Source organism: Clostridium sp. CM037, assembly GCF_055081095.1.
In genome coordinates this window covers 3,951,249-3,976,420 of record NZ_CM143650.1, presented here as the reverse complement: position 1 = coordinate 3,976,420, position 25,172 = coordinate 3,951,249, and the positions used below count along the sequence as shown (strand labels likewise).

21 protein-coding genes are annotated in these 25,172 nt (G+C 31.0%); 12 read left to right on the top strand and 9 right to left on the bottom strand.

From position 1 onward, the window contains the following. Positions 1–131: 131 nt before the first annotated feature. Positions 132–1,805: a SulP family inorganic anion transporter gene (locus tag ACWJKP_RS19015; RefSeq protein ID WP_165413632.1), complete on the bottom strand. Its 1,674-nt coding sequence runs from the start codon at positions 1,803–1,805 to the stop codon at positions 132–134. A gap of 558 nt (positions 1,806–2,363) precedes the next feature. Here ACWJKP_RS19015 and ACWJKP_RS19010 point away from each other — a divergent pair. The 5 genes from ACWJKP_RS19010 to ACWJKP_RS18990 all read left to right on the top strand — a co-directional run bounded on the left by ACWJKP_RS19010 (position 2,364) and on the right by ACWJKP_RS18990 (position 6,260). After that, positions 2,364–3,380 carry a MarR family transcriptional regulator gene (locus ACWJKP_RS19010; RefSeq protein WP_462961349.1) on the top strand — a complete coding sequence of 339 codons (1,017 nt, stop codon included), beginning with the start codon at positions 2,364–2,366 and terminating at the stop codon, positions 3,378–3,380. A 327-nt stretch (positions 3,381–3,707) separates the two neighbouring features. Further along, a complete protein-coding gene (locus tag ACWJKP_RS19005) occupies positions 3,708–4,277 on the top strand; it encodes a LemA family protein (RefSeq protein WP_165413634.1) in 570 nt (189 codons plus the stop codon). 43 nt (positions 4,278–4,320) lie between these two features. Further along, positions 4,321–5,151, top strand: coding sequence for a TPM domain-containing protein (locus ACWJKP_RS19000; RefSeq protein WP_411955888.1), 831 nt, complete (start codon positions 4,321–4,323; stop codon positions 5,149–5,151). 358 nt (positions 5,152–5,509) lie between these two features. After that, the gene (locus tag ACWJKP_RS18995) at positions 5,510–5,842 is read left to right on the top strand and encodes a PadR family transcriptional regulator (RefSeq protein ID WP_165413635.1); all 333 of its coding nucleotides are present in this window, start codon (positions 5,510–5,512) and stop codon (positions 5,840–5,842) included. After that, positions 5,835–6,260 carry a DUF1048 domain-containing protein gene (locus tag ACWJKP_RS18990; RefSeq protein WP_224578717.1) on the top strand — a complete coding sequence of 142 codons (426 nt, stop codon included), beginning with the start codon at positions 5,835–5,837 and terminating at the stop codon, positions 6,258–6,260. Before ACWJKP_RS18995 ends, ACWJKP_RS18990 begins: the two co-directional genes overlap by 8 nt. A gap of 472 nt (positions 6,261–6,732) precedes the next feature. Here the strand turns inward: ACWJKP_RS18990 and ACWJKP_RS18985 are convergent, their stop codons facing one another. From ACWJKP_RS18985 to ACWJKP_RS18960, 6 genes are all read right to left on the bottom strand, one after another. After that, positions 6,733–7,647, bottom strand: a complete 915-nt coding sequence (locus ACWJKP_RS18985) for a class I SAM-dependent methyltransferase (RefSeq protein ID WP_165413636.1) — start codon at positions 7,645–7,647, stop codon at positions 6,733–6,735. Positions 7,648–8,294: 647 nt separating this feature from the next. Then, positions 8,295–9,515, bottom strand: a complete 1,221-nt coding sequence (locus ACWJKP_RS18980) for a glycerate kinase (protein WP_462961348.1) — start codon at positions 9,513–9,515, stop codon at positions 8,295–8,297. A gap of 43 nt (positions 9,516–9,558) precedes the next feature. Continuing rightward, the gene (locus tag ACWJKP_RS18975; protein WP_165413638.1) at positions 9,559–10,881 is read right to left on the bottom strand and encodes a 6-phospho-alpha-glucosidase; all 1,323 of its coding nucleotides are present in this window, start codon (positions 10,879–10,881) and stop codon (positions 9,559–9,561) included. Between the two features lie 20 nt (positions 10,882–10,901). Then, positions 10,902–12,524: a PTS transporter subunit EIIC gene (locus ACWJKP_RS18970; protein ID WP_165413639.1), complete on the bottom strand. Its 1,623-nt coding sequence runs from the start codon at positions 12,522–12,524 to the stop codon at positions 10,902–10,904. A 68-nt stretch (positions 12,525–12,592) separates the two neighbouring features. After that, positions 12,593–15,157, bottom strand: a complete 2,565-nt coding sequence (locus ACWJKP_RS18965; protein WP_165413640.1) for a glycoside hydrolase family 38 N-terminal domain-containing protein — start codon at positions 15,155–15,157, stop codon at positions 12,593–12,595. A gap of 156 nt (positions 15,158–15,313) precedes the next feature. After that, complete coding sequence (locus ACWJKP_RS18960; RefSeq protein ID WP_165413641.1) at positions 15,314–16,036, bottom strand: MurR/RpiR family transcriptional regulator; 723 nt, start codon at positions 16,034–16,036, stop codon at positions 15,314–15,316. 397 nt (positions 16,037–16,433) lie between these two features. Here ACWJKP_RS18960 and ACWJKP_RS18955 point away from each other — a divergent pair, with 397 nt between their 5' ends. After that, positions 16,434–17,006, top strand: coding sequence for a GNAT family N-acetyltransferase (locus ACWJKP_RS18955; RefSeq protein ID WP_165413642.1), 573 nt, complete (start codon positions 16,434–16,436; stop codon positions 17,004–17,006). Positions 17,007–17,078: 72 nt separating this feature from the next. Beyond that, on the top strand, positions 17,079–17,387 hold the full coding sequence (locus ACWJKP_RS18950) for a hypothetical protein (RefSeq protein WP_165413643.1): 309 nt from the start codon (positions 17,079–17,081) through the stop codon (positions 17,385–17,387). Between the two features lie 135 nt (positions 17,388–17,522). On the opposite strand, the gene ACWJKP_RS18945 is transcribed toward ACWJKP_RS18950, so the two are convergent. Further along, complete coding sequence (locus ACWJKP_RS18945; protein ID WP_165413644.1) at positions 17,523–18,044, bottom strand: DUF4230 domain-containing protein; 522 nt, start codon at positions 18,042–18,044, stop codon at positions 17,523–17,525. 410 nt (positions 18,045–18,454) lie between these two features. On the opposite strand from ACWJKP_RS18945, the gene glgP reads away from it, so the two are divergent. Further along, the gene (gene glgP / locus ACWJKP_RS18940; protein ID WP_165413645.1) at positions 18,455–20,074 is read left to right on the top strand and encodes an alpha-glucan family phosphorylase; all 1,620 of its coding nucleotides are present in this window, start codon (positions 18,455–18,457) and stop codon (positions 20,072–20,074) included. Positions 20,075–20,240: 166 nt separating this feature from the next. Here the strand turns inward: glgP and ACWJKP_RS18935 are convergent, their stop codons facing one another. Further along, complete coding sequence (locus ACWJKP_RS18935; RefSeq protein WP_224579140.1) at positions 20,241–21,614, bottom strand: IS1182 family transposase; 1,374 nt, start codon at positions 21,612–21,614, stop codon at positions 20,241–20,243. A gap of 97 nt (positions 21,615–21,711) precedes the next feature. Here ACWJKP_RS18935 and ACWJKP_RS18930 point away from each other — a divergent pair, with 97 nt between their 5' ends. From ACWJKP_RS18930 to ACWJKP_RS18915, 4 genes are all read left to right on the top strand, one after another. Further along, a complete protein-coding gene (locus ACWJKP_RS18930) occupies positions 21,712–22,152 on the top strand; it encodes a transposase family protein (protein ID WP_165415059.1) in 441 nt (146 codons plus the stop codon). Continuing rightward, positions 22,145–23,488 (top strand): ISL3 family transposase, encoded by a 1,344-nt coding sequence (locus tag ACWJKP_RS18925; RefSeq protein ID WP_462961691.1) that lies wholly within the window; start codon positions 22,145–22,147, stop codon positions 23,486–23,488. The genes ACWJKP_RS18930 and ACWJKP_RS18925 overlap by 8 nt, the downstream gene beginning before the upstream one ends. A gap of 647 nt (positions 23,489–24,135) precedes the next feature. Continuing rightward, on the top strand, positions 24,136–24,291 hold the full coding sequence (locus ACWJKP_RS18920) for a recombinase family protein (protein WP_165412604.1): 156 nt from the start codon (positions 24,136–24,138) through the stop codon (positions 24,289–24,291). A gap of 217 nt (positions 24,292–24,508) precedes the next feature. Continuing rightward, on the top strand, positions 24,509–25,069 hold the full coding sequence (locus ACWJKP_RS18915; protein ID WP_165412603.1) for a VanZ family protein: 561 nt from the start codon (positions 24,509–24,511) through the stop codon (positions 25,067–25,069). Positions 25,070–25,172: the final 103 nt, after the last annotated feature.

The following is a 25,172-nucleotide window of genomic DNA, read 5'->3' as shown; positions in this document are numbered from 1 at the left end:
ATATAGATTAATTTACAAAAATATGCTTTTGGAGGGTGCTTGTATTTGAAACAGGTAGGGTTTAAACAATAAAAAGTACACTGACTTATGCCAATGTACTTTTTAGTATAGGTAAGATATCTCTTACTATTTTATAAAATTTGATTTTTTAATGCGACTTTAGGAGTTATCAGTAGTAAATTAGCCCTATCAATAGCTTCTTCAACATTACTGCAGAAATTTTCTTTTCCTAGAATATCTATAAATCCATATTTTTCAAGAACATTAGTAGGCTGTTCTTGAAGATTTAATATTATTAACTGAGTGTGATGTTTTGTGCAAAGGGAGTAAAGCATTTTTAAAGCGTGGTATCCCGTAGCATCTATAGCAGGTACATTGGACATTTTTACAATTAAAATTTTAGTAGGAATACCTATTTCTCTAATAGCATGTACAAATTTATCTGCTGCACCGAAAAAGAAAGGTCCATTAATTTCATATAGAGATACATTTTCTGGAGTCTTTATGCTATCTATAAGCTCTACTTGGTCTTCGTCTTTATGTTCATCAAGAATAAATCGTACATCTGTAACATCTGCCATTCTTCTCATAAATAGCAATGATGCAAGAAGTAAGCCTACTCCTATAGCGATTACTAGATCGAAGAAGAGTGTCAAAAAAAAGGTAACTAAGAGAACTAAAGAATCACTTTTAGGAGCTTTGAATATTTGCTTAAAAGATTCCCATTCTCCCATATTGTATGACACTATAATTAATATTGCGGCCAAAGACGACATAGGTACAAGTTTTACATATGGCATAAATAATAAAAGTATTACGAGTAATGCTAAAGCATGAACAATACCCGCAACAGGAGTCCTACCACCATTTTTTACATTAGCGGCAGTTCGTGCTATTGCACCAGTTACAGGAATGCCTCCCACAAGACCAGAACAAATATTAGCAAACCCTTGAGCTACAAGTTCCATATTAGATCGGTGTGAACCACCAATCATACCATCAGCGACTACTGCAGATAGTAAGGACTCTATTCCACCTAAAATTGCAATTGTTAGAGCTGGAAGCATGAGTTGTTTTATCATACTAAAAGAAGTATGAGGAAGAGAAATACTAGGCAATGAACTTGAAATTTCACCAAAACGGCTTCCAATAGTTTCTATATTCAAATTAAATACAAGGGTTAATATAGTGGCTATCACTATCGAGACAAGCGTCCCTGGAATTTTTTTATTTACTTTAGGCCAAAATATAATTATTAAAAGTGAAAGAATGCCAATAATCATACTTTGCATGTTTAAAGTGTTTAAATTATTAAAGTAAGCAATCCATTTAGGAACAAAGTCTGCAGGCACGGTTTGCATGGTTAGCCCAAAGAAGTCTTTAATCTGAGTGGAGAAAATAATAATGGCGATACCGCTTGTAAATCCGGTGGTAATAGGGTAGGGAATAAATTTTAACATACCACCAAATTTAAGAAGTCCCATTATTATAAGAAAGACGCCTGCGAGTATTGTCGATACAATTAGGCCATCGATGCCATATTTTTCAACAATACCAAATACAATAACTACAAAAGCACCAGTAGGACCACCAATTTGAACCCTGCTTCCTCCAAGCAAAGAGATTACAAATCCACCAACGATTGCTGTGTAAATCCCTTTTTCGGGAGAGACACCAGAAGCTATGGCAAGAGCGATAGCCAAGGGGAGAGCAATAATAGCAACAATAATTCCAGCAACAAAATCTTTGATAAACTGCTCTTTAGAATAATTTTTTAAACAGGTAAATAGTTTTGGGACGAACATAATTTTCACTCCTCTATTTTAACGACATTTCAGAAGGGAAGTCTCCCACTTCTATAAGTGGGAGTTACATACCCTAACAAATAAAAAACTTCAGTGGGAGTATAAATCTCCTTTTGAAGTCGTTAATACATCTTCTACGAAGATGTTGCAGCTCCGCAGGAGATAATTTAATTAGCATTCGAATATTAAAAATAACTATAAAAGAGTATTATTTTAATTAGCATTCGAATATTAAAAATAGATACATATGAGTACTACTTTACTCCAAATATAATTATTTTTAATATTATTATACTTGAATATTACTTTACTCCAAATATATTAGTTTTTGATATTAAAATTTTATAAACAACAAAACTGTATTTAAGTATACGTGATAATAAATACTATATAACGTATTTATTATATCATATTTTACACAAAAAATATATATTTTGTTATAAGAGAAAATCCTTTTATTGATTTGGTATAACATTTTTGATACAATATTGAATGTTAGATAGGCGTGTGAAATAATAAATCCTATTAATGCTAAACTAACATATAAGGGGACATATTATGGAACAAAATGAGTATTTGTTTAATATACATTCGTTATATAATCTAGCGAGATATGCTTTTTTAAAAATTGAATCTAATTACGCAAGGATGGTAGAGACTTCAGGTATAACTTTGCCACAACTTAGAATTCTTTGGATTATCAAAGTGTTTCCAGGAATTTCACTTAGTAGCGTCGCAAGGATTGGATGCTGGACTTCGCCTACTGTTAGTAATATGATTAAAATTTTGATAAGCAAAAATTTGATATTTAAAGAAGAAGCTAATAATAAAAAGGCATATAAATTTCAATTAACAGAAACGGGTAATTGGTTTATTTATATAAATAAACAGGATAAGAAAACAAAGATCTATCTTTTTGACTTAATAGGATTATTTTCACATAAGGAATTAGATTTTATTATAGAAATTTTTACTGGAATTATAATAAAAGAAAACAAAGAGTTTATTTTTGATTATATTGAGAAGCTTAATGAAATGAATTTAAAGATTGATTTAACAGATTTTGATACAAATGAAGTTAGTATTATAAAAAAGACCATTAGTGTATATAATCTTTTAAGAACATTCATATTAACTATTAAAAGCAATCATAGCGAACCACTTAAGGAATTTAATGTAACTTATGCTCAGCTTAGAGCCTTGTGGATAATTGCTGCATTCCCAGGTATTACATCAAGTGAACTAAGTGAAATTAGCTTTTGGTCACCTTCTACAGTTCATGTAATAGTAAAGAATTTAAATAGTAAGCATTTTATTCATAAAGAAAAAGCTCTAATAAAAAATGCCTATTACTTAGATATATCTCAGCAAGGTGAAATGTTAATAATAGAAGATTATAACAAGAATCAAAAAACTTTATTAATCTTTGAAGAATTGAAAGAGATTAGTTCGCAGGATATTTTAAAGTTAAATTCTCTTTTAGTGAGAATGAATGTTAGATTAGGAAATTACAAAACAGAAGAATACATAAAGAAGACCTTTGCGTTTATTGAAAGTAGTGCATTGGGAGAGTGAAAATTTAGAGTCTGTTTAAGAATGCTAGATAAATTAGTAAAATAAAGGAGGCCATAATGGGTTCCTTTATTTTATATTCCAATCAGATTTTACAATTATTTAAAATTAAATAAAAGGTTGTTAACCAAAGGGTAAATTTAAATAATATATTTTTGAAATAATACATAATTTTAAAGAATAAATAGCAAATTAGTATAGTACGCTTAATAAATTCATAAATTATTATATAAGGATTAATTTGCTTTAATAATTATATCTATTATAATTAGATACATGAAATAGTTAATAACTATTATATATTCTATAAAACAAAAAGGTGGTATAGAAATGAATAAAACATTAAGAACGATTGCAATTGTTGCAGCAATATTTCTAGTAATAACAATGCCTATTATTGGAGGTCACAATAAGATTGTAAGTTTAGAACAAATGGTAAAAGTTACAGAAGGAAACATAGATACACAATTGCAAAGAAGGTCTGATTTAATTCCTAATTTGGTAGAAACGGTGAAAGGCTATGCATCTCAGGAAAAAGATATATTTATAAAAATAGCAGATGCCAGGGCTAAACTTGCAGGAGCAAAAACGGTGCCAGAAAAAGCGCAAGCGGATAGCGAACTTGGAAGTGCGGTTTCAAGGCTTTTAGTGGTTGTAGAGAATTATCCGGATTTAAAATCTAGTCAGAATTTTAGTGATTTAACGGTAGCTCTAGAAGGTACGGAAAATAGAATAGGAACAGCGAGGCAGGATTATAACACAAATGTTTCAAGTTACAACAGCACAATTAAAAAATTCCCGACGAACATTATTGCAGGGATTTTTAGATTTGATGAAAAGGCATATTATAAGGCTAGTGAATCAGCTAAAGTAGTACCAAAAGTTGACTTTACTAAGTAGGAGATAGAATATGAAGACTTATTTAATGAAATTAATTAGGAACATTCATAATTTTTCAGCAAGCATGATTACGAAAGCAAAAATCAGCACAAAAGTTATTTTTGCAGTTATGATAAGCGTATTTTTACTGAGTCAAGTAACAGTTATAAATATAGTGAATGCAGAGACCAAATATCCTAAAGCTACAGAATTAAAATATGTTAATGATTACGCTGGAGTGATAGATAGTAAATCTACAGAATATATTTTGTCAGTAGGTAAGGAATTAGAAGCTAAAACAGGTGCACAGGCTACTGTTGTGGTTATAGATTCGCTGCAAGGAGAGCCTATAGAATCGTATACTACTGGGATTTTTAGAAGTTTTGGTATTGGACAAAAGGGTAAAAATAATGGGCTATTAATTTTATTATCAATGAAAGAAAAAAAGTGGAGAGTTGAGGTAGGTACAGGTCTAGAAGGGGCTGTTACGGATATATACTCCTCAAGGGTTATGAATGATTTTGCAGTGCCAAGATTTAAGCAAAATCAATATGGAGAGGGTCTTAGGGCAGCATATTCAGCTTTAGCAGATAATATAGCTAAAGAATATAATGTAAAACTAGATAAGAACGTTAATGTTCCACAATATGTTGAAAGTTCAAACGTCTCTAAAAAGGGAAGTGGAATTCTAGCAATAGGATTTATTGTATTAGTTTTTCTTGACTTTGTTCTTAATAGAGGAAGAATAACCAGATTTATTATTACATTGCTATTTTGGAGTTCAATCGGTAGACGTGGTGGCAGAAATGGTGGTGGCTTCGGAGGTTCCGGAGGTGGTTCTGGAGGCTTTGGAGGCGGTTCATCAAGTGGAGGAGGATCTTCTGGAGGTTGGTAATAAAATAATTTGGTGGAATTAAATATTAAAAAGCAGAAAACAATGTGTTTTCTGCTTTTTAATATTTACAAATAATCACTATGAAAGCTTATGAGTGCTATTGGTATCGAAGGGATAATTATCAGGTTCACAAGTGCTATTCGCAACCTCTGCATCCATAAAGGAGAATAAGCAAACGAATTCCTATGCTTTAATTTTACCTTATCTGCTATATAAGATTAGAAGTTAATGAGCATATTATTTATAGTGTAGTCCAGTTTGTTATCTCCTGTACTTACTAAAGGTGTATCAAGTATTCATGTACTTGCCATAGCAACATAGTGACTAGGTTGTTACATTACATGGTAGGTGATATAAAATGGCAAATTATTCTCAATTATTAAAAGGAATTTTAGAAGGTTGTATATTAAAAATAATTTTAAAAAAAGAAACCTATGGATATGAATTATATAGTTCATTAAAAATTAGTGGTTTTGATGACTTATCTGAAGGAACTTTATATCCTTTGCTAATCAGGTTGGAAAAAAATGGGTTATTGTCCTCGGTAAGCAGGGACTCACCGCTGGGACCAAAACGAAAATACTATTCTCTTACTAAATTAGGGGAACAGGAATTTGTAGACTTTTGTAGCTCCTGGGGTAAAATTTCAAAATCAGTTAATAAGATATTGGGGGACGACCTAAATGATTAAAACAAAGTCATTAATAATGCAATTAAATAAAGCATCTGAAAAATTATCTTTAGAAAGCAAAGATGTATTTGATGACATTGTAGTCTATGTAAGAACATCCAATATAAAAACAAGGGACGCTGAAGAATTTCTACAACAGATACTAGACAGCTTTTTAAATGCAGAGCAGCAAGGTGTAAGCATTGAAAATGTACTAGGAACAACGGATATTAAGCATTACTGTGAAGAAATAGTAAATACCTATAAATCAAACTATCATTACTCATCACTATGTAGCGAATATGTTATGTACACAGGTATGATCATAACAATATTATCAATATTTAATTATATTACACAAAGTGTAACTATAATTTCAAAATATGGTGTTAATAATCTCACTTTCTATCTAAATCTTAATTTAGGAATAATATCTTAATTTTTGATTATAGGGATTGGTATTATTGCTATTATGGCTTACATCAAAAAAAACTGTTTTATGGAAACTGTAAAAGGTAGTACAAAAAAAGAGTTTTTTAAACTCTGGATATTAAGCTGTCTATGGATTTGTATAATGATTGCTTGTGTCATGTTTTTAGGAAAAATATTAGTATTTAGAGTAAATATAATTATAGTTCTTATTATTTGGATTGCTTTATATTTTATAGGTCATTATTTATCACAAAAATAAGAACTTCAAAATTTAAAAGAAAGTAAAAAAAACAAAGTATATTTACAATTTTTAAAAAATCAGTAATAGCCTCAATGTGAATGTAACTCAATTGGTATTGTGTTACATTCAAAATATTAATATAATCTAAATACATTAAATCCCACATCGTTAGATGTGGGATTACTTGAGACGATATTTGTTGTACATAAGTTCAACCTATTATTAGGTTATTCTCATTTTAGTTTTTCACTGCCAAGCAATAATTTACATTATCAAAGGCTGTTATAGGATGCTCTGGATTTAATTTATTATATTTTTTGAAATACTGCTCTGTTATTTCATTTGGTGTCAAATGCTCATAAATCAAGAAATTACTATCAGCTAATAAATTTTTAAGCTCTGAATAGGAATAGCTTGCAAGCATTTTCTCATTAGCCCCACCAGCCAGTGCTACTTGTTTTTTTGTTCGTTCTCCTGCTTTTGGGGTATATGAATCCTCATCTGGATAATCAAAAATAATAACACTGCCTTTTGGTACAATACATGAAATAGTGTAGAGTGTTTCAGCAAAAGTCCGCTTAGACAAATAGTAGCTTATCCCAAGCAAACTGCAAAAACTGATTGTACTTTGATCAAATTCAAAGCAGTCAATTAAATTGCTTTCCCAGTTGTTTTCTGTAAAATCAATTGATACGTAGTGCAGATTGGTAGGTTTTTCTGATAATACTGATTGAATACGATTTTGTTTGTCAGAACCAGTGGCCGGATGGTCAAGTTCAAAGATTTGAATGTTTGATGCCCAATCAGGCTGACGATATGCAAATGTATCATAGCCGGCAGCGAAAATTACATATTGTTTTGCGCCAACTCTCACAGCATTTTCAAGTGCTTTCTCCGCAAATGCTGATCTACCAAGTGGAGTTGGAGATAACTGATTATCTACAATCCAATGTAATGCTTCTTTCTGTGTACCGTCAAATAATGGATTGAAAAAATTGATTCCTTTTGACATGTTACTTGAAATTTGTTCGTATTCATTCTCAGTTAAAATGTCTTTTGCCAAGTAATCATCAAATACTTTTTCTGTATTTTGTACTGAATGATATGCCCTTGAAAATGCGCTTATCAATGCGGTCATGCTTTTTTGATCCATAAAATTATCACCTCTAATAATTAATACCATTTCATTATCAACAGTACAAGACTTGAAATTTTCCTTATTTTGTGGTACGATATAGGATAAAAATATAAAAGTTTACAAAATAGTCACATTTATAACGATGGCTTTTAGAATTCAGTAGAATAACAAAAGCCATCGCATCTATGAAAGAGTATATAAAAAACAAAATTAATAAATAACCATGAAAAGAGACAAATGGCGTGAAATAAAAATTGAATTAAACCGCTAACAGCGGTGGCAGACGAGTGCTAATACGTTAATTTAATTTTTACTTAAATAGAATATAAAGAATTATCTTAAGTAACTAAGATAATTCTTTATTAGAAGGTGCACTTCCTACATACTTTTATTGTCGAAATAAGAAATAAGGGAGTATTATTATTTATGTCAGAATTAAGAGAAGATTGAAAATGGATATGCAACCGAAAATGTTAAGTATTAAGCAATTCTCACGACGGTTTACTCCGCAGGATTAAAGGCCAGCGAAGTTTGTAATTTGAAAATTGAAGATATTGATAGTAAAAATATGCAAATATTAATAAGGGCAACCGAGATACGCGTAAAACCGGTAATTTAATGTAAAAGATTTCCATCAAATTACCGGTTCAATTATTTCTTCATTAAGACTTCCCCATTCTATTCCACTCGAATTTTCCCCCACAACAACTGTTGGTTCTGCTATAATTTACTCTTTCTTCGTTAAAATACAATACTTTTATCAATCTAGCAATATTTTCAGATGCTTTTTTAATGCTATTATATCCATCTTTCAGCGCTTCCTCTAAGTTTTTAGGCTTATCTACTATACCAAAAACTGAAGTTACTCCCATTGAGTATAATTCTTCTATATCATCGCCAACTTTGCCAGCGAGCACAATGGTTGGTATATTATACTTTTTAGCAATGTGTGCAACTCCAGCTATGGTTTTACCATACTTTGTTTGGCCATCTATACTTCCTTCACCAGTTATAATAAAATCTGCATCTTTAATTCTCTCCTCAAATTTAGTGTGCTTTATAACTAAATCTACACCTCTTAATAAACTACCATTTAATAAAAGGAAAGCCCCACCTAATCCGCCTGCAGCACCGGTCTTTGGTATATTAGAAATATCAAAGTCAAAGGTTTCTACTAATGCCTTGGCAAAATTAATCATTCCAAGTTCGAGCTCATCTGCAATTTCGCCTTTGGCACCCTTTTGAGGTCCAAAAATTTTAGTTGCCCCATTTTCCCCAACAAAAGGATTTTGGACATCACAGGCTACTTCTATACTTATTTTTTTTAGTCTAGTATCCATCTTAGAAATATCTAATTTATGAATTTTAATTAACTCTTTTCCACCAAGTCCTAATTCATTACCCTCCGTATCTAGAGCTATCACTCCTAATGCTTGTAACATCCCTAGACCTCCATCGTTTGTAGAAGATCCTCCAAGTCCAATTATTAAGTGATCTGCTCCTTTATTCAAAGCATCAAGAATCATTTCTCCAACTCCAAAAGTTGTTGTAAACATTGGATTTCGTTTAGAGTGTTCCACTAAATACAGCCCACAAGCTTCTGCCACTTCAATTACTGCCTTTTTTTCTTCTACTAACCATCCATATCTAGCCTCTGTCTTTTCACCTAAAGGACCTGTAACTATTACGTTTCTAAATTCTCCCTTTTGAGCATTTACTATAACCTCAGAGGTCCCTTCTCCACCATCTGCCATAGGAATAATATCAAATTCTGCATCTTTAAAGATACTCTTTATGCCACTTTTCATAGCATGGGATGCTTCAAATCCACTTACACTTTCCTTAAAAGAATCAGGTGCAATCACAAATTTAAGTTTTTCCATTATATCCCCTCTTTATAAATCGCTTATAAATCAATTGCAAAGTTTATTTAAGTTCTGGCCAATATCCTTTATTTGCTAAAATTAACGCATCAAGTACTTTACGTGCTTTTTCAGCAGATACTACTGTTCTATTTAAAGTTAGAGCTTGCAAAGCTTTTTGGTATGAACCTTCCATATATGCATCGACAGTTAGCTTTTCATAAGCTAATTGACCCTCCATTAATCCTTTATAGAAAGTAGATATATTTCCTACAGCGAGGGGTCTTGGTCCATTAGATGTCATTACAGCTGCTACTTCTACCATTGCATCATCTTGAATATTTGAAATCACACCATTATTTTCAGTTATTACTATATATATACGTTGTTTATTATAAGCAATAGACTGAGCAACTTCTATCATGAATTCACTATGTGCATCATTGTGTACAAGTACCGAACCTCTTGAAGTACCCACTTGTGTAACTCGTATGCATTCTTCAAACACTTTTCTTTCTCTACCATCCATTACTTCATTAGCACGAGTATAATTTGGATCTGAGTGTGCTACTTTTTCGCTTGGATATAAATAATATTGTAAGTAGGTATTTGGAAGATACTCTGGGAAGTCTTTAAGCATCTTTGAAACATTCTCATAAGTTGCAAGCCAAGATTTGTCGCGTTGCTCTGCATCAACAGGCTTAAACCCATTTTCACATATTAATTCTCTTAACTTTGGAGATAAGTCTGTTCCATCTTTATCAAATAAATGTGTAAACCAACCAAAATGATTTAATCCAAAGTAAACTGGTTCAAACTCACTAGAATCCATTCCTAAAATTTTACCGTAAGATCTTAATAAATTTACAGGTTGATCACACATGTTCAATATTTTTTTATCATCCGGAAATACTCTTCTAACTGCCTCTGCCACTATAGCTGCTGGATTTGTATAGTTTAAAATCCATGCATCTTTTGAGTATTTACGGATATCATTAATAGTTTTTATCATATCACCTATAGAACGTAATCCATAAGCGAATCCACCTGCACCACAAGTTTCTTGTCCTACAAGCCCCATACTTAATGGTATTTTTTCATCTTTTTCACGCATTTTAAATCCGCCAGTTCTCATCTGCATAAACACAAAATCCACGTCTTTATAAGCCTCTTCTACATCTGTTGTATAATAAAATTCTAATTCTGGATAGTTTTCTGAAAATAACACCTTTGCAAATTCACCAATAATTGATTGTCTTTGCTCATCAATGTCAAACAGGACTAACCTATTCATTGGGAATGTTTCTTTCATTTTACATAGGCTTTGTAATAGTCCTGGAGTCCATGTACTTCCTCCCCCAACTAGCGTTACGTTAAACTTTTTCAATTGAATCACTCCTATTTATATTATTTTACTGATTTTAAATTGTAAATATAATCATCTACCATGTTTCGTATTTTTGTAACTCTTCCCCCATAAACAATATGAATTGTATTTGGATCAGGAATAATTATACCATTTGGTTTTGTCTTTTTTATTAAATCCTTATTTATTTTTGAACCAACTTTTAACTCAACACGCAAACGTGAAATGCAGTTATCTACATCCACAATATTGTCAAGACCGCCTAGGCCTTCAACGATATTACGTGCTGAAATTTTATCATCACCAGTTAACGCTTCTCCAGTTCCCGTTTCTTCTTCAGAATCTTCAAAGTCAGATTTACTTCTTCCAATTGTCATTACGTTGAATTTAGAAATAATAAAGCTAAATGAGAAATAATACATTGCAAAGAAAATCGGGCCTAAAAACAAGTAAATAACCCATTTCGTTTGTGCACCTTGTAATACTCCGAAAACAAACCAGTCAATAATTCCACCTTGAATATTTCCAATAGCAGCATGAAACATAGCAGGTACTAAAAATGAAAGACCTGCAAAAACAGAATTCACAATCCATAAGATAGGAGAAATAAATATGAATGTAAATTCAATCGGTTCTGTAATTCCTGTTAGAATAGCCGCAGTTAAACCAGCTAAAAAGAATTTAATCACTTTGTCTCGTTTCTCTGGAAGAGCTTTACGGTAAATAGCATATACTACAGCTGGCATTCCAAATGCCATGTGTAAGATTTTACCTTGTGCTAAATACTGTGTTGCATTTGTTGAAAACTGTAAATTGTTATCTAGTTGATAAAGATAAATCTGCATTGCACCAACTAAATTATTCCCATCGATAGTTTCTATCCCACCTAATGCCGTAAAACGGAATGTTTGGTTTAAAATATGATGTAATCCTGTAGGATTGATGACTTTTTCTGTAAACCCATAAAGAAAAACTCCAAATAATCCTGCTTCACTGATAAGCTTTCCTGTGGAAATAATTGCTGCATTAATCGCTGGCCAAACAAATGCTAGTATCATACCCACAATTACCATGATAAGTGCAGAGATAATTGGAACAAATCGCTTACCACTATAAAATGATAAGGCTGGATGTAATTCCGTTTTTCTGAATTTATTATGGATTAGCACTCCCATAAGACCTGCTATAATACCGCCAATCACATTCATGTTATAGACAAATATTCCAAGCATATTTGTAAATAATGAATTCTTCAAGATTGCATCCACTTGACTCATTGATTTATTTGCCGTTAAATATTCAACAGTTGTTGTTAATGGTGTAAGTCCTTGCACGCTTAAAATATAACTTATACCAACAAGCATTGCAATATAGCCAACAGCTGCAGAAAACACTGCAACTTCTTTATCACGTTTTACCATTCCAAGTGGGATTGCCATAGCAAATAATAAAGGAAGTTGTGCAAATGGCAGTCCGGATACTTTACGGATAAGTCCTAAAAAGATTTGTAATGGCTCATTTCCTAAAAAAGGTATCGCTTTAATAATGTTTGGATTCTGAAGCGCTGCAGCCAGCCCCAAAAATATTGCCATAAAGGACAATAAAGAAATTGGGAATAATAATGACTTCCCAAAGCTTTGAAAATTCTTCTTAAAATTTGACATTTGATAGCCCCCTAATATTTAGGTTAATTTTAAAATTATGTTATTAATTAGTTATAACTAAAAGAATTCTATTTTTTAATTATAATGTTTAAAATTTCTTGTGGTTTAATAGTGTAGGCGGTTATTTTCTCTAATTTGTTTTCTGTTGGAGTTGCTAAGTAAGTTTCTTCTGTGAAAACAAGTGAAACATTCTCATCCTTAGGGTTAAACATCCGTATAAAAAGATCATTTGTTTGTTCTGTAAGTTTTAATGCAGATACAATACATCCATTTAATTCCAAATTTAAACTTGTATTAATATTGGTTGTAAACCTAGGTACATTAACATTAAAACGATTAAATTCCTTTAATTGATACCCCATAATAGGAGTTAAAAATTCTTTTCCTTCAAAAGCTTTATTAACCTTTGGCTTATGGAAAGTAAATGCTAAATTAAATGTAAATTTTTGATTTTGAAGTTGATTATCAGGTGTTTCAATTTCAATGCCTGAAGGTCTTCCTGGCCGATTTATAAGTTCACGTTTTCCAAGGTGGGAAAAGCATCTAAAGAGTGTAATATAAATATTTTTATCGTAAACCTCATATTCTTTTAATCCATAAGCAAAAATAGTTCCTTGCTTATCTTCATTTTCTAAAGAAATATAGGATTGAAAAGTTTCAATAGAGACAGGTTTTTCCACCCATTTTTCTTCTTTCCAAACTGAAAGTTCTTTATGGTTATACACAGGCTTTTTAACAACAGATAAATGAGAATCTACCTGGACTGTATCGGAAACAATCTCTGTATTAAATACCAATCGATATCTGGTATCCATGGCCATATTGGTATGCCTTATTTGCACATAACCTTTTGCATCACCCTTATATAAGGTTAAGTTAACTTCAAAACATACCTCTGTGCTAAGCTTGCCTTCTGCTCTTTCCTTAAGGTCATTTGGTACAATATAATTAAGAATACAGTTTAGTACTTCTAAATTACTACCTTTAATGGTGGTAATATTTGTAATGTTAACGTTTTGATGATTTATAAGTATATCTTTGTGTGGCGGTGAATAATCATAACTATCACCAGCATCACCACTATTCTCAATGGAAATTACATTTTGTACAACTTGACCGGTAGATTTATTTTTCAATGATATTGTATTTTCCTGAACTAGCAGTTCATAAAATTCATTTTCAATGGATTCATCATTGTTTATATTTACCTGCTTATTCCCCTCAAGGTCTTTATAACTTAAATAGCGAATACTAAGCCCATCTATTTCATTTATTTTTGCTTTTACTTTACTTTTATAGACTTTTATATCCAATAAGCGAGCAGCCACTTGACGATCAATAAGTCCCGCATCAACCAATTCTTGTTCTAATAACACATATTCAATATGATTACTTTCTTCATCTAGGATCTCGAAATTACTTGAACGCGTAATCAATTCAATTTCTACAAATTGATCTTTTCTTAAATGCGGTAAAAAGTTGTAAATTGTAATGGTTTTTTCATCTTGATTCTTATTTCCTAAAGAGATTAACCTCATATACAACTCAGTTTGTGTATCCACAGCCTCTTTCACATTTAGTAATCTTTTCTTAATATCTTGATTTACATAATCTGAATTACAACCGCCTATACTATCATGAGCATGAGCCCCAAACATCTGTTTATAACATTTAGCGAATAGTGCATGAGGGTAGTCTAATTTTAAATGCGATGCTAAAACTGCTAAAGGTTCTAAAATATTGTACATTTTATATTCAATTTCAGTATTAAGTAGCTTAATATCCATTCTTGTAGAATTGATGGTTCGATGAATTCGTGCATGCTTGCTGTGGATAAGCTCTCCTTCTACAACTTCAAGATTACAATCCCTTAAAGAATCTACGTAACTCTCAAAATCACTAACGCTTATATTATCGTCGGGATATATTTTTTTTAAGTGTTTTATAATAAGATGTATATCTTTTTGGATAGGCATCTGATCGTGACCGTTCATAACAAGCCTGGCATTACCTGCACTGTAGTTATCTAGTACCTCTAGAATTTTCCCCGTACGCTGCTTCAAAGCATCATAATCAGACTCTAAATATTTGGCTCCTTGATAACCAGTGGCAAGATTAATTCCATAAATTCTACTTCCATCAATTCCTTCCCAAATAAAGTCTGATTTTGGGGCCATTAATTCACTGAACCCTCGCCAAAAGACTGTACTTTCAATACCAAACTGTTTGTAAATTTGTGGCATCTGACTGGAATGCCCAAAAGTGTCTGGCGCATACCCAACTTTCATCACGTCTCCATATTTAAGTGCGGTTTTAATCCCATAATATAAATTACGAATTATTGATTCTCCATGGACAATAAGTAAGTCTGTTTGGGTGTACCATGGTCCAGTGCGAAGCTGATTTGACTGTACTACCGCCCTTAACCGATCTTCCCATTCAGGTGCCACCTCCAAAAAATCATCTATCATGACACTTTGACCGTCTAATATATATATAATATCTTCATGTTCCTCTAAAAACTGAATTACTTCCTGGAAATGGTTTCTGAGTAGCACCTGTGTTTCATCTTTTGTAAAATACCATTCACGATCCCAATGCGTATGCATAAGTATCTTTATATCTCTTTTCATTGTGACCCTCCCTACTGCGATGTAATTCTTTACATTTTCATTATACGACGTTTTATTACCTTGTTATCTCCAAGTTTACGGATAATTATACATAAAATTGTGCAAAAAAAAACATAGTAGTGGTTCTACTATGTGAAAAGACTACAATTCATTTTTTTATAATACCTTGGCTATTTGATCAATAAGCTCATTTACCATAATAATCATATGAATTTGTTGTTCCCTAGAAATACCATCTAGTTTATCCATATTTACTTCATGGTAAAAAACACCATCACTAATTTGAGCAAGGCTACTATCTTTTTTAGTAATTGATACCAGCTGCATATTGTAACTCTTAGCTTTCCTTGCTATTTGATTTATCCTAAGAGTTTCCCCAGAGCTTGAAAAAATAACAATTACATAATCCTTAAATTGATCAAGCATTTTTATTTCGCTAACAAATACTGTAGGAATTCCGAGGTATAATAGCTGTCTTTGAAAATATTTAGCTGAAATTTCTGATCCTCCAAGACCATAAATCAATAATTTCACATAACTTCCTTTGAAATATTTAATAATATCTTTTGCACTTTCGAAATTTATTTTTTCTAGAAAAAATTCTGTTTTATTAATACGCTCTTGACTGTGAGTTTCGATAAATGATAGATCTTCTTTAATTGCATACTTCAGTTCACTATAACCATTAAACCCTAAAGTTTTGCATGCACGATTAATGGTCGCTTGCGATGTAAAACTTTTCTCACTTAGTTCTATAACTGACAACCGAGGGATAGAATTAAAATGCTTTTCTAAATAGTCAAATACGGCCTCTTCACTTTTAGAAATTTTATTAATAAACCTACGCTCTTTCAATTTATGAATCACTTTATACTGCAAAGCTCTCCTCCTCTAATCTTACACCCACCTGGTTCATGTTCTTTCTTATTAAAATGGAAGCTCCTCATCACTTATTTCATTATTTTCAACTAACCCATTTTCAAAAGCCTGCTCACATGTTATACCAAAAGGAACCCCAATAAAAGTATATCATACTATACTCAAACATCGCACATGTAAAAATTTGATAATTATCTTTAAATACTATCACAAAATATAAAATCTATAGTTTTGTGACACCAAATAATGCCAACGCAAAAGGTCTACTTTTGTGACGTTTATAGGTTTGTAAAAATAGTATATAATGGTATAATATTCTTGAAAGCTATGTCGGATTGGTATTATGGTATTAAATAATGGTAGAAAAACACAAATTATATATAAGGAGGTGCAGAACATGATTGATTATAGTGAAATTATAAAAGAGAACTCTATCTTAGAATCAAACAGATTAATTTTAAGACCATTTTCTATAGAGGATGTAGATGATGTATTCTTATATACCAGTGATGATATTGTAACAAAATATTTAACATGGCCGTCGTATAAGGATATATCACAAACTGAGGACGTAGTAAAAAAAATTTATATAGGTAAAATTGGAGTTTTTGCAATTGAATTAAAATCAGAGCATAAATGTATTGGATGTATTGATTTAAGACTATGTATTGAACATAATAAAGCAAGTTTTGGGTATGTATTGAATAGGAAATATTGGAACAATAATTACATGTCAGAGGTGTTAAGTTTAATATTAGACCTTTCATTTTCAAAATTGGGATTGAATCGCATTGAAGCTACACATTATGTAGGAAATGAAGGTTCGGGTCGTGTTATGCAGAAATGTGGAATGAAATATGAAGGAACAGCTCTACAGGAAGTAAAGGTTAAAGGTACTTTTTATGACGTTGTTCATTATGCAATTTTAAGAGAATATTGGATTAATCTAACACAAGTTCAAACCTTATAAATAGAAATTACAAACTAAGAAGTTGTTTCGTATCTTTCTAATTTTACTACGGATATATATTCCTCAAGTGTTATGAATGATTTTGCAGTTCCAAAATTCAAGGAAAATCAATATGGAGAAGGTCTTCGTGCAGCATATTCAGCTCTAGCAGATAATATAGCTAAAGAATACAATGTAAAACTAGATAAGGACGTTAATGTTCCACAATATGTTGGAGACTCAAATGTCTTTGAAAGCTCAGATCTTGTTGAAAGGGGTAAGAAAAGCCTGGTAATAGGATTTTTTGTATTATGCCTTTTTCAATTTGTTCGTAATATAGGAAGCGGTGATGGCTTCGGAGGCGGTTCATCTAGTGGGGGAGGATCTTCTGGAGGATGGTAATATAATGATTTTGTAAAATTAAACATTAAAAAGCAGAAAAACAATGTGTTTTCTGCTTTTTTATATTTAGAAATAATTACTATTAAATTTTAGGAGTCTCATATGCGCTTCATGTGGATGTATCCTTTTTATTTTTCATTTGAAAATTATTGTTACATTTTTAAAACCCATATTTGATAGAATGCCTTGTAAAAGTAATTTAGTATTAGCATTAGCACTATCTAAAAATCCTGTCTTTATTAAATCAGCTTCAACCTTTACTTTTTCATTACTGATTTCGTTTATCATATCTTGCATACTAAGCTTGTTAAACATTGAGGATTTTTCATCATAAATGAATAAGTCTTTACTATTTATTACATGATCTAAGATTTTAGATTTTTTTAAAGTTATAGTAACACTATCATTAGTGACAAGAACAGCTAAATCTTTTAAATCTACTCCAGCTTTAATATAGCCATTGTATTTTATTAAAAATGATTTCTCAGTAAATGGAATAGAGTAATCTTTTAATTTTTTATTATCTCTTAGAGATATTATGTTTGAATAATTATACCTTAATGTAGAAAGTTCTGAAATTTTGGACAATCTTTCCGAAATAAGGGTAGAAGTTATAGATTTATCATTATTAAATTTGATTATAATCGAATTAATCATTATTACCCCGATTATTAAAATTAAAAAAATAAATTTATTTTTACGATTTAGGGGGTTAAAGGCGGATTTTAAATTCATACTAATACAACTCCTTATAATATGCGGTGATAACGATTAAAGATGATTTTACAATTAAATAAATAATAAGTACAGTTATTGTATTATATGGTACTAAAGCATAGTTTTAAAACTAGAAATTCAAAAAAACGATAATTTTTAAATAAATGAGGAACCTTAACAAAGTGTTTTTAGGAAAATATGTTTTATGCAAACGCGTGCATTAAACTGAAAAATTATGTATAATGATTATAAAAGATACAATTACAACAAATACAAAAGAAAACAACCAATTAGAAAATAAATTTAATTTTTAATTGGTTAGTGCTAAAAAAGTATAGGAGGGAAAATTAATGGATATTAACAATCTTCCAAGAGTTGCTTATTTTTGTATGGAGTATGGACTACAATCAGACTTTAAAACTTATGCAGGTGGACTAGGAATACTTGCAGGTGACCATTTAAAAGGAGCTAAAGATTTAAATCTACCACTAGTGGGAATAGGTCTCAAGTGGAAACAAGGATATACTGAGCAACTTGTAGATGAAAATGGAAAAGTATACGATACATATCATAATTATAATTATGATTTTTTAAAGGATACAGGGGTAAAAGTAACTGTTAAAATCAGAAATTTGGATGTAGTGTGTAAGGTTTGGAAATTAGAGGAATTTGGGAATAACCCAATATATCTTTTAGACACTGATATACCGGAAAATGGTGACAATTGGATAACTGGACAGTTGTATGGATGGTTTGGAGAAGAAAGAATTGCTCAAGAAATGGTGTTGGGTATTGGTGGAGTAAAAGCTTTAAGGGCATTGGAAATTCCTATAAATGTATACCATTTCAATGAAGGGCATGCGGCACTCGCGGCTACAGAGCTTATTAAAGAAAAAATGCAATCAGGATATAGTTTTGAGGAGGCTTGGAGTAAAACACGTGAGGAAGTAGTATTTACAACCCACACTCCAATAGTTGAAGGCAATGAATCTCATGATGTTTCCAAATTAGAGTACATGGGGGCATTTAATGGATTAACTAGGCAGCAAATGATTAGAGTTGGTGGAGAACCATTTAATATGACAATAGCAGGACTTAGGCTTTCAAGAAAGGCTAATGCCGTAGCTCAACTCCACATGGAAACTGCAAATAAAATGTGGAAAACAGTTGCTGGAAGGCCATCTATTATTGGGATAACTAATGGAATTCATAAACCTACTTGGGTAGATGATCGAATCACTAAGGCATATGAAAATAATGGAGACCTATGGGGTACCCATATAACTGTTAAAAAGGAATTAATAGCGTTTATTAAAGAAAGAACGGCCATAACGCTTGAGTCGGATAAGTTACTTATCGGATTTGCAAGAAGAGCTGCACCGTATAAGAGAAGCGATTTGATATTTACTGATGAAGAAATTATTTCTCCATTACTCCAAAGTGGAAAAGTTCAAATCGTATTCTCAGGAAAAGCTCATCCACTTGATGATACTGGAAAAGAAATAGTAGCAAAGCTTGTAAGGATGATGAAGAAGTATCCAAATAGCGTAGTGTTTTTAGAAAATTATGACATGAATATAGGAAGGATGCTAACTAGAGGCTCGGATGTTTGGTTGAATAATCCAAGGAGACCTTTAGAAGCTAGCGGAACTTCGGGAATGAAAGCTGCGATGAATGGTGTACTTAACTGCTCTATTCTAGATGGGTGGTGGCCGGAAGCTTGCAAGGACGGTGTAAATGGATGGCAGTTTGGAGATGCAGTGGGTCTTGATGATTTATCAGAAGTAGAATTAGATAAACATGATACAGAAGCTCTTTATGATACTTTAATAAATAGGGTTATGACTACCTATTATGAAAATAGAGAAAAGTGGATAGAGATGATGAAAGAAAGTATTAAAACTACAAGCTATGAATTTTCAGTAGAGAGAATGTTAGACGAATACTATAACAAGATGTATATAAAATAAAATATAAAAACAACTTTAAAACTATTTACGTCTCTTCAAAATGAAATTTTTAAGGAATGGGAAATAGACTCAATGTGAAAGTAACACAATTAGTATTGTGTTACTTTCACAGGTTGTTTACAAACCCAGTATAATTTTTTTATTATACTGGGCTTTTTACATGCAATTATGCGATAGCATTTTGAGTTATGGATAAATTTAAAATAACAACTATGTTCTTAGTTAGAAAATCAAAAAACCTTAAAGATAGCAGGCTAGCTATCTTTTTCATATTCTGCACTGCTGCTGTAAGCAGACACTGCTCTTGCACATTTTCTAATCCACGCATATGGCAATAGCGAAGCCCATGCAGTTGTTTTGAATCTGCGAAGCTTCGCTCTATAGTTTCTTTTCTTCTTCTATATATATTTCTGCCTTTATCTGTTCTGGTGAACTTTACAACATCTTCTTTATACGTTTCCCAAACATGTCTTCTAATAGTTTTAAACTTGCTTTTTGCAGAAAAGCATTGAGCTCTGTTTGGACATATGTCGCAATATTTTGCATTACCAACATATTCTTTATATCCTTCTCTTGTTGTTGTTTTATAATGTAAAGCCCTTAAGTCAGGGCATACGTAAATGTCCTGCTCTTTAACATATTGGAATTTATTTTTTGTGTACATTCCTTTTGTATGTGGAGACCTACGGTATCCCATTACAGATTTTAATTCCCTCTCATATAGTTTTTTACATATAAGATTTGTAGCATAACCAGCATCTGCACCAACATATTTTGTATTAAAATTAAACTTTTTTATTTGCACATCTAATCTATCGATATAAGGATCAACATCATTTATGTTTCCAGGAGTAACATACACATCAGTAACATACACATCAGTAATTATATTATGTCTGCTATCGACAGTTCTGTGATCTAAATATGAGAAGCCTTCCGGCTTGCCATCTCTCATCATATATCCACTGTCGGGGTCGGTTGTGCTAACTTTAGTTTCTTTTATTTTGGTAACAGGTTCTTTTTCTTTTAAAGGTTTTTTACCATGGTTTATTCTATCTTCTTCCACTGCTTTATTAAGTTCAGCTACATATTCTTTCGGCGTTTTTTCAACTTCAATTTTCACAAGCTTTCGCTTATTAGCATTTGCTTTTAGGTGTGTAGAATCTGTGTAAAGTATTTTACCGGTTACCATCTTAAGATTTATAGCCTTAAATACTACTTCGTCAAATATTTTTTGAAACACATCTGTTCCTTTAAATCGTCTACGTCTATTTTGGCTAATTGTTGAATGATCTGGAATAGTATCAGTAAGACTTAGCCCTAGGAACCATCTATAAGCCACATTTACTTCAATTTCCTTTACAAGTTGTCGTTCAGATTTTATTCCAAATAAGTACCCAATAAACAGCATTTTAAAAAGTAGAATGGGATCTACGCCAGGTCTTCCATTATCTAAGCAGTAATATTTTTTAGTCAGTTCTCTTATAAAAGAGAAATCCATGTATTTATCTATATTTCTCAAAATATGGTCTTTATGTATTTGTCAAGTGAAAACTGGTTCTTTCCAAAGTTAGTTGAAATGCCTCGTAAAATGTAATATAATAGTATGATCAGAATACTAGAAATGAGGCTATTTTATGGATGAAATTATAAAATTATTAGATGAAAATTTAGATTACATAAGTCATAAAATTATAGATGATACGATTTTCATAAATGTAGTATCTAATCGCAAAGAAGTTACATGTCCTCATTGTGGAAAACCTTCTTCAAAAACACATTCTCATTATAAAAAAAGTTTTCAAGACTTACCTATACAAGAAAAAAAGGTTAGGGTCATTTTAAGCAATAGAAAAATGTTTTGTAACAACCCCGATTGTAACCATACTACTTTTGCGGAAAGCTTTGATTTCCTTGAATTTAAATCAAAAAAAACAAAAAGATTAGAGAGTAAAATTATAAATATATCAATGAACGTTAGTTCACTTACAGCTACAGATCTTTTAAGAAATAGTGTTGCTGACGTAGGTAAAAGTACGATTTGCAATCTTTTAAAAAAAAGATACCCCGATTATTGATAAGTGGAAATTTACAAAAATATGTATCGATGATTTTGCTATTAAAAAAAGAGAATCATATGGGACCATCATGATAGATATTGAAACGCATCGAGTTATAGATTTAATTCCTTCACGTGATTGTGAAGAAGTAGTAAAGTGGTTAAAATCATATCCTAATCTTCAAGTTGTTTCTAGAGATGGTTCTATTACATATAAAAAGGCTATTACTTTAGCACACCCCGAAGCGATTCAAGTAAGCGATAGGTTTCATATTTTAAAAAATCTAACATCCTATTGCAAAGATTATCTGATGAAATATTTAAAACCAAAAGTAATAATTGATGTAGTCAAAATGGAATCAAGCAATGTGACTACGAAATCACCCATTCAAAATAAAAAAGTAACACTAGAAGAAAAAATAATGAAAGCGATTCAATTATTGCATGATGGTATTGGCAAAAGCCAAATTTGCAAGCAATTAAATATGGACATCAGAGTATTTGATAAATTATTGTCTATGAATGATAATGAGCGTTCATTCTATTTAAAAAGTCCATTACAAATATCACATGAAGGTAAAGTTGCAAAAAAAAATGAAATAATAAATATTGCAAGAGATATGCACAACAATAATCATTCAGTAAGATCAATTGCTATAGAACTTGGAATGTCACGAAAGACAATTACTAAATACTTAGATGATAATGTGTCTGCTATAAATGGGAATTATAATGTTAAAAGAAAAAGTATTTTAGATCCTTTTTTAGAAGAGATTAATAAATTAATAGATAAAGGACATACTTCATCTGACATAGAAAATGTAATTCGTCAAAAAGGTTATAATGGCTCTGACAGTACTATTCGTAATTATAGATCTCGCTTAAAAAAATCAATTCATGAAACTTATAAAAATAGTAAAACTTCGCCTGCTACAACAGATTTGGTTGACCGAGGTCAATTACTAAAATTATTGTATAAACCACTAATTAAAGTAAAACGATTGTCTATTGACTATGTAAATAAAGTAAATGAAAAATATCCATTATATAAAGAGATAATCGATTTAGTAGGTGAATTTAGAAAAATTCTAAAGAACAAAGAAATAAGTAAAATTAGTAAGTGGATGGAACAAGCATCTTCTTTAAACAATAAATATATTAATTCATTTATAAATGGAATAACCAGAGACATTTCAGCAGTTAAAAATGCGATTATATATGATTATAATAATGGGTTAGCAGAAGGCAGTGTGAATAAATTAAAAGTTATAAAAAGAATTATGTATGGTCGTAATAGCTTTGGAATGTTGTATAAAAAAATATTATGGCTTGAAAAAAGACGTAAAATCAACTAACATTGGAAAGAACCAGTTTTAGATTAACATATACACTTTAGGAACTAAATCTTCTAAATACACCATTTCTAGTTTTTGTTGTGTGAAGTTTTTTTCATTAATCATAATAATGCCCTCCGAATTATAAAGTTTGTATACTATATATATTCGACATTGATGTCCTAAAATCCTTTTTGAATATGAAAAAAACACTCCAATTTTAAATTAGAGTGTTTTACATTTTATGTTTGTCAACGGTCTGTGAAAGTAACACAATTAGTATTGTGTTACTTTCAGTTTGAATGTTACTTAATACTAATATTTGATATTATTATGTAATATATTACTTTTAAGTACACAGGGATGCCGTACTGCCTCATATTAACAGGCTAATATACCTTTTCGGGGGGGGGGCGGGTACAGCCAACATACGGGTAAAAATAGGCCACATGATGGAAGTAATATCCAACATGTGGCTATATATTGTTTTATAAGTGTTGCAACAAGCCTATTTCTATTTGAAACATTTCATATATCCTTTTTATAACCCCAGTGAAACATATTTTAATAGTGTCATTAGGTACGGCCTATTGGTATAATTGATTAGTAATGGGAAAATAAGTATTTCAACTGTCCCATAAGACTTGTATCAGAATGGAGGCGGACATTTGAGAAAAATAGGATATGTTCGTGTAAGCTCACAGGACCAAAATGAAGAAATGCAAATTAAACAATTAAATGAAATTGGAGTAGATATTATTTATCAAGAAAAAATATCTGGAGCAACTTTGGATAGAGAGAAACTTAAGAATATTACTATATAATTCTATTTTAATCCATTTTTAATGATTTTTTATAGTATATAAAAATCATTACTACCGTAATATATTCTTCAACTATTGCAAAATGCATTTCTCTGTTGTAATATATACACTATCAGAAAAATAATAGCGTTTAAATAATAAATAAAATTTTTGTTATTCCTAATTTAAGGATATATAAATATAACAAGAATTGTTTAGATAATAGATAGGAGTAACTATGATAGAAATATATTACTATACGATTGTTATGATTATTATAGCAACCTGGATAATAAGTAGTATTATAATTAATTCTAAAAATAAGCAAATTAATTGGAAATATGAACTTAAAATAGCGTTTATATTCTTTTGTGTAGCTGTAATACTAAGATTTACTTTCTTTCCTTTTGATTTAGTCAATGGTCATATACAGCCACTTACTTTGGAAATGAATAAAATTTATCCATTCAGAATAAATTTTATTCCATTAGTTAATCTTTTTGATTATGAAGGCCCTATCCGAGATACATTGATTAATGTAATTGGAAATACTGCTATGTTTATCCCTATCGGTATCATAATACCTCTTACATTTTCAAAATTAGACAGTTTTTCAAAAGTGATTACAATAGGCTTTATTACTTCCTTAATCATTGAAATAATGCAACTTCCATTTATTAGTAGGGTATCTGATATTGATGATCTTATTTTAAATACAGTTGGATGTGGTATCGGATTTGCGTTCTATTATTTAGCTCATAGAGTTAAACAATATTATACTAAGAAACTAAGACTGTAAGTTCATTAGTAATGTAAAAAATATTAGTATATGTACTGAAACCCCTCTTATTTTACGATTTAAGGAATAGTTAAAACGAAAAAGAGTGTATCCAGTGAAATTA

Excerpts from the sequence above, each read along its gene's own strand:
- ACWJKP_RS19015 (WP_165413632.1), bottom strand. The coding sequence starts at position 1,805 with ATGTTCGTCCCAAAACTATTTACCTGTTTAAAAAATTATTCTAAAGAG.
- ACWJKP_RS19010 (WP_462961349.1), top strand. The coding sequence starts at position 2,364 with ATGGAACAAAATGAGTATTTGTTTAATATACATTCGTTATATAATCTA.
- ACWJKP_RS19005 (WP_165413634.1), top strand. The coding sequence starts at position 3,708 with ATGAATAAAACATTAAGAACGATTGCAATTGTTGCAGCAATATTTCTA.
- ACWJKP_RS18995 (WP_165413635.1), top strand. The coding sequence starts at position 5,510 with ATGGCAAATTATTCTCAATTATTAAAAGGAATTTTAGAAGGTTGTATA.
- ACWJKP_RS18990 (WP_224578717.1), top strand. The coding sequence starts at position 5,835 with ATGATTAAAACAAAGTCATTAATAATGCAATTAAATAAAGCATCTGAA.
- ACWJKP_RS18985 (WP_165413636.1), bottom strand. The coding sequence starts at position 7,647 with ATGGATCAAAAAAGCATGACCGCATTGATAAGCGCATTTTCAAGGGCA.
- ACWJKP_RS18980 (WP_462961348.1), bottom strand. The coding sequence starts at position 9,515 with ATGGAAAAACTTAAATTTGTGATTGCACCTGATTCTTTTAAGGAAAGT.
- ACWJKP_RS18970 (WP_165413639.1), bottom strand. The coding sequence starts at position 12,524 with ATGTCAAATTTTAAGAAGAATTTTCAAAGCTTTGGGAAGTCATTATTA.
- ACWJKP_RS18965 (WP_165413640.1), bottom strand. The coding sequence starts at position 15,157 with ATGAAAAGAGATATAAAGATACTTATGCATACGCATTGGGATCGTGAA.
- ACWJKP_RS18955 (WP_165413642.1), top strand. The coding sequence starts at position 16,434 with ATGATTGATTATAGTGAAATTATAAAAGAGAACTCTATCTTAGAATCA.
- ACWJKP_RS18950 (WP_165413643.1), top strand. The coding sequence starts at position 17,079 with ATGAATGATTTTGCAGTTCCAAAATTCAAGGAAAATCAATATGGAGAA.
- ACWJKP_RS18945 (WP_165413644.1), bottom strand. The coding sequence starts at position 18,044 with ATGATTAATTCGATTATAATCAAATTTAATAATGATAAATCTATAACT.
- glgP (WP_165413645.1), top strand. The coding sequence starts at position 18,455 with ATGGATATTAACAATCTTCCAAGAGTTGCTTATTTTTGTATGGAGTAT.
- ACWJKP_RS18930 (WP_165415059.1), top strand. The coding sequence starts at position 21,712 with ATGGATGAAATTATAAAATTATTAGATGAAAATTTAGATTACATAAGT.
- ACWJKP_RS18915 (WP_165412603.1), top strand. The coding sequence starts at position 24,509 with ATGATAGAAATATATTACTATACGATTGTTATGATTATTATAGCAACC.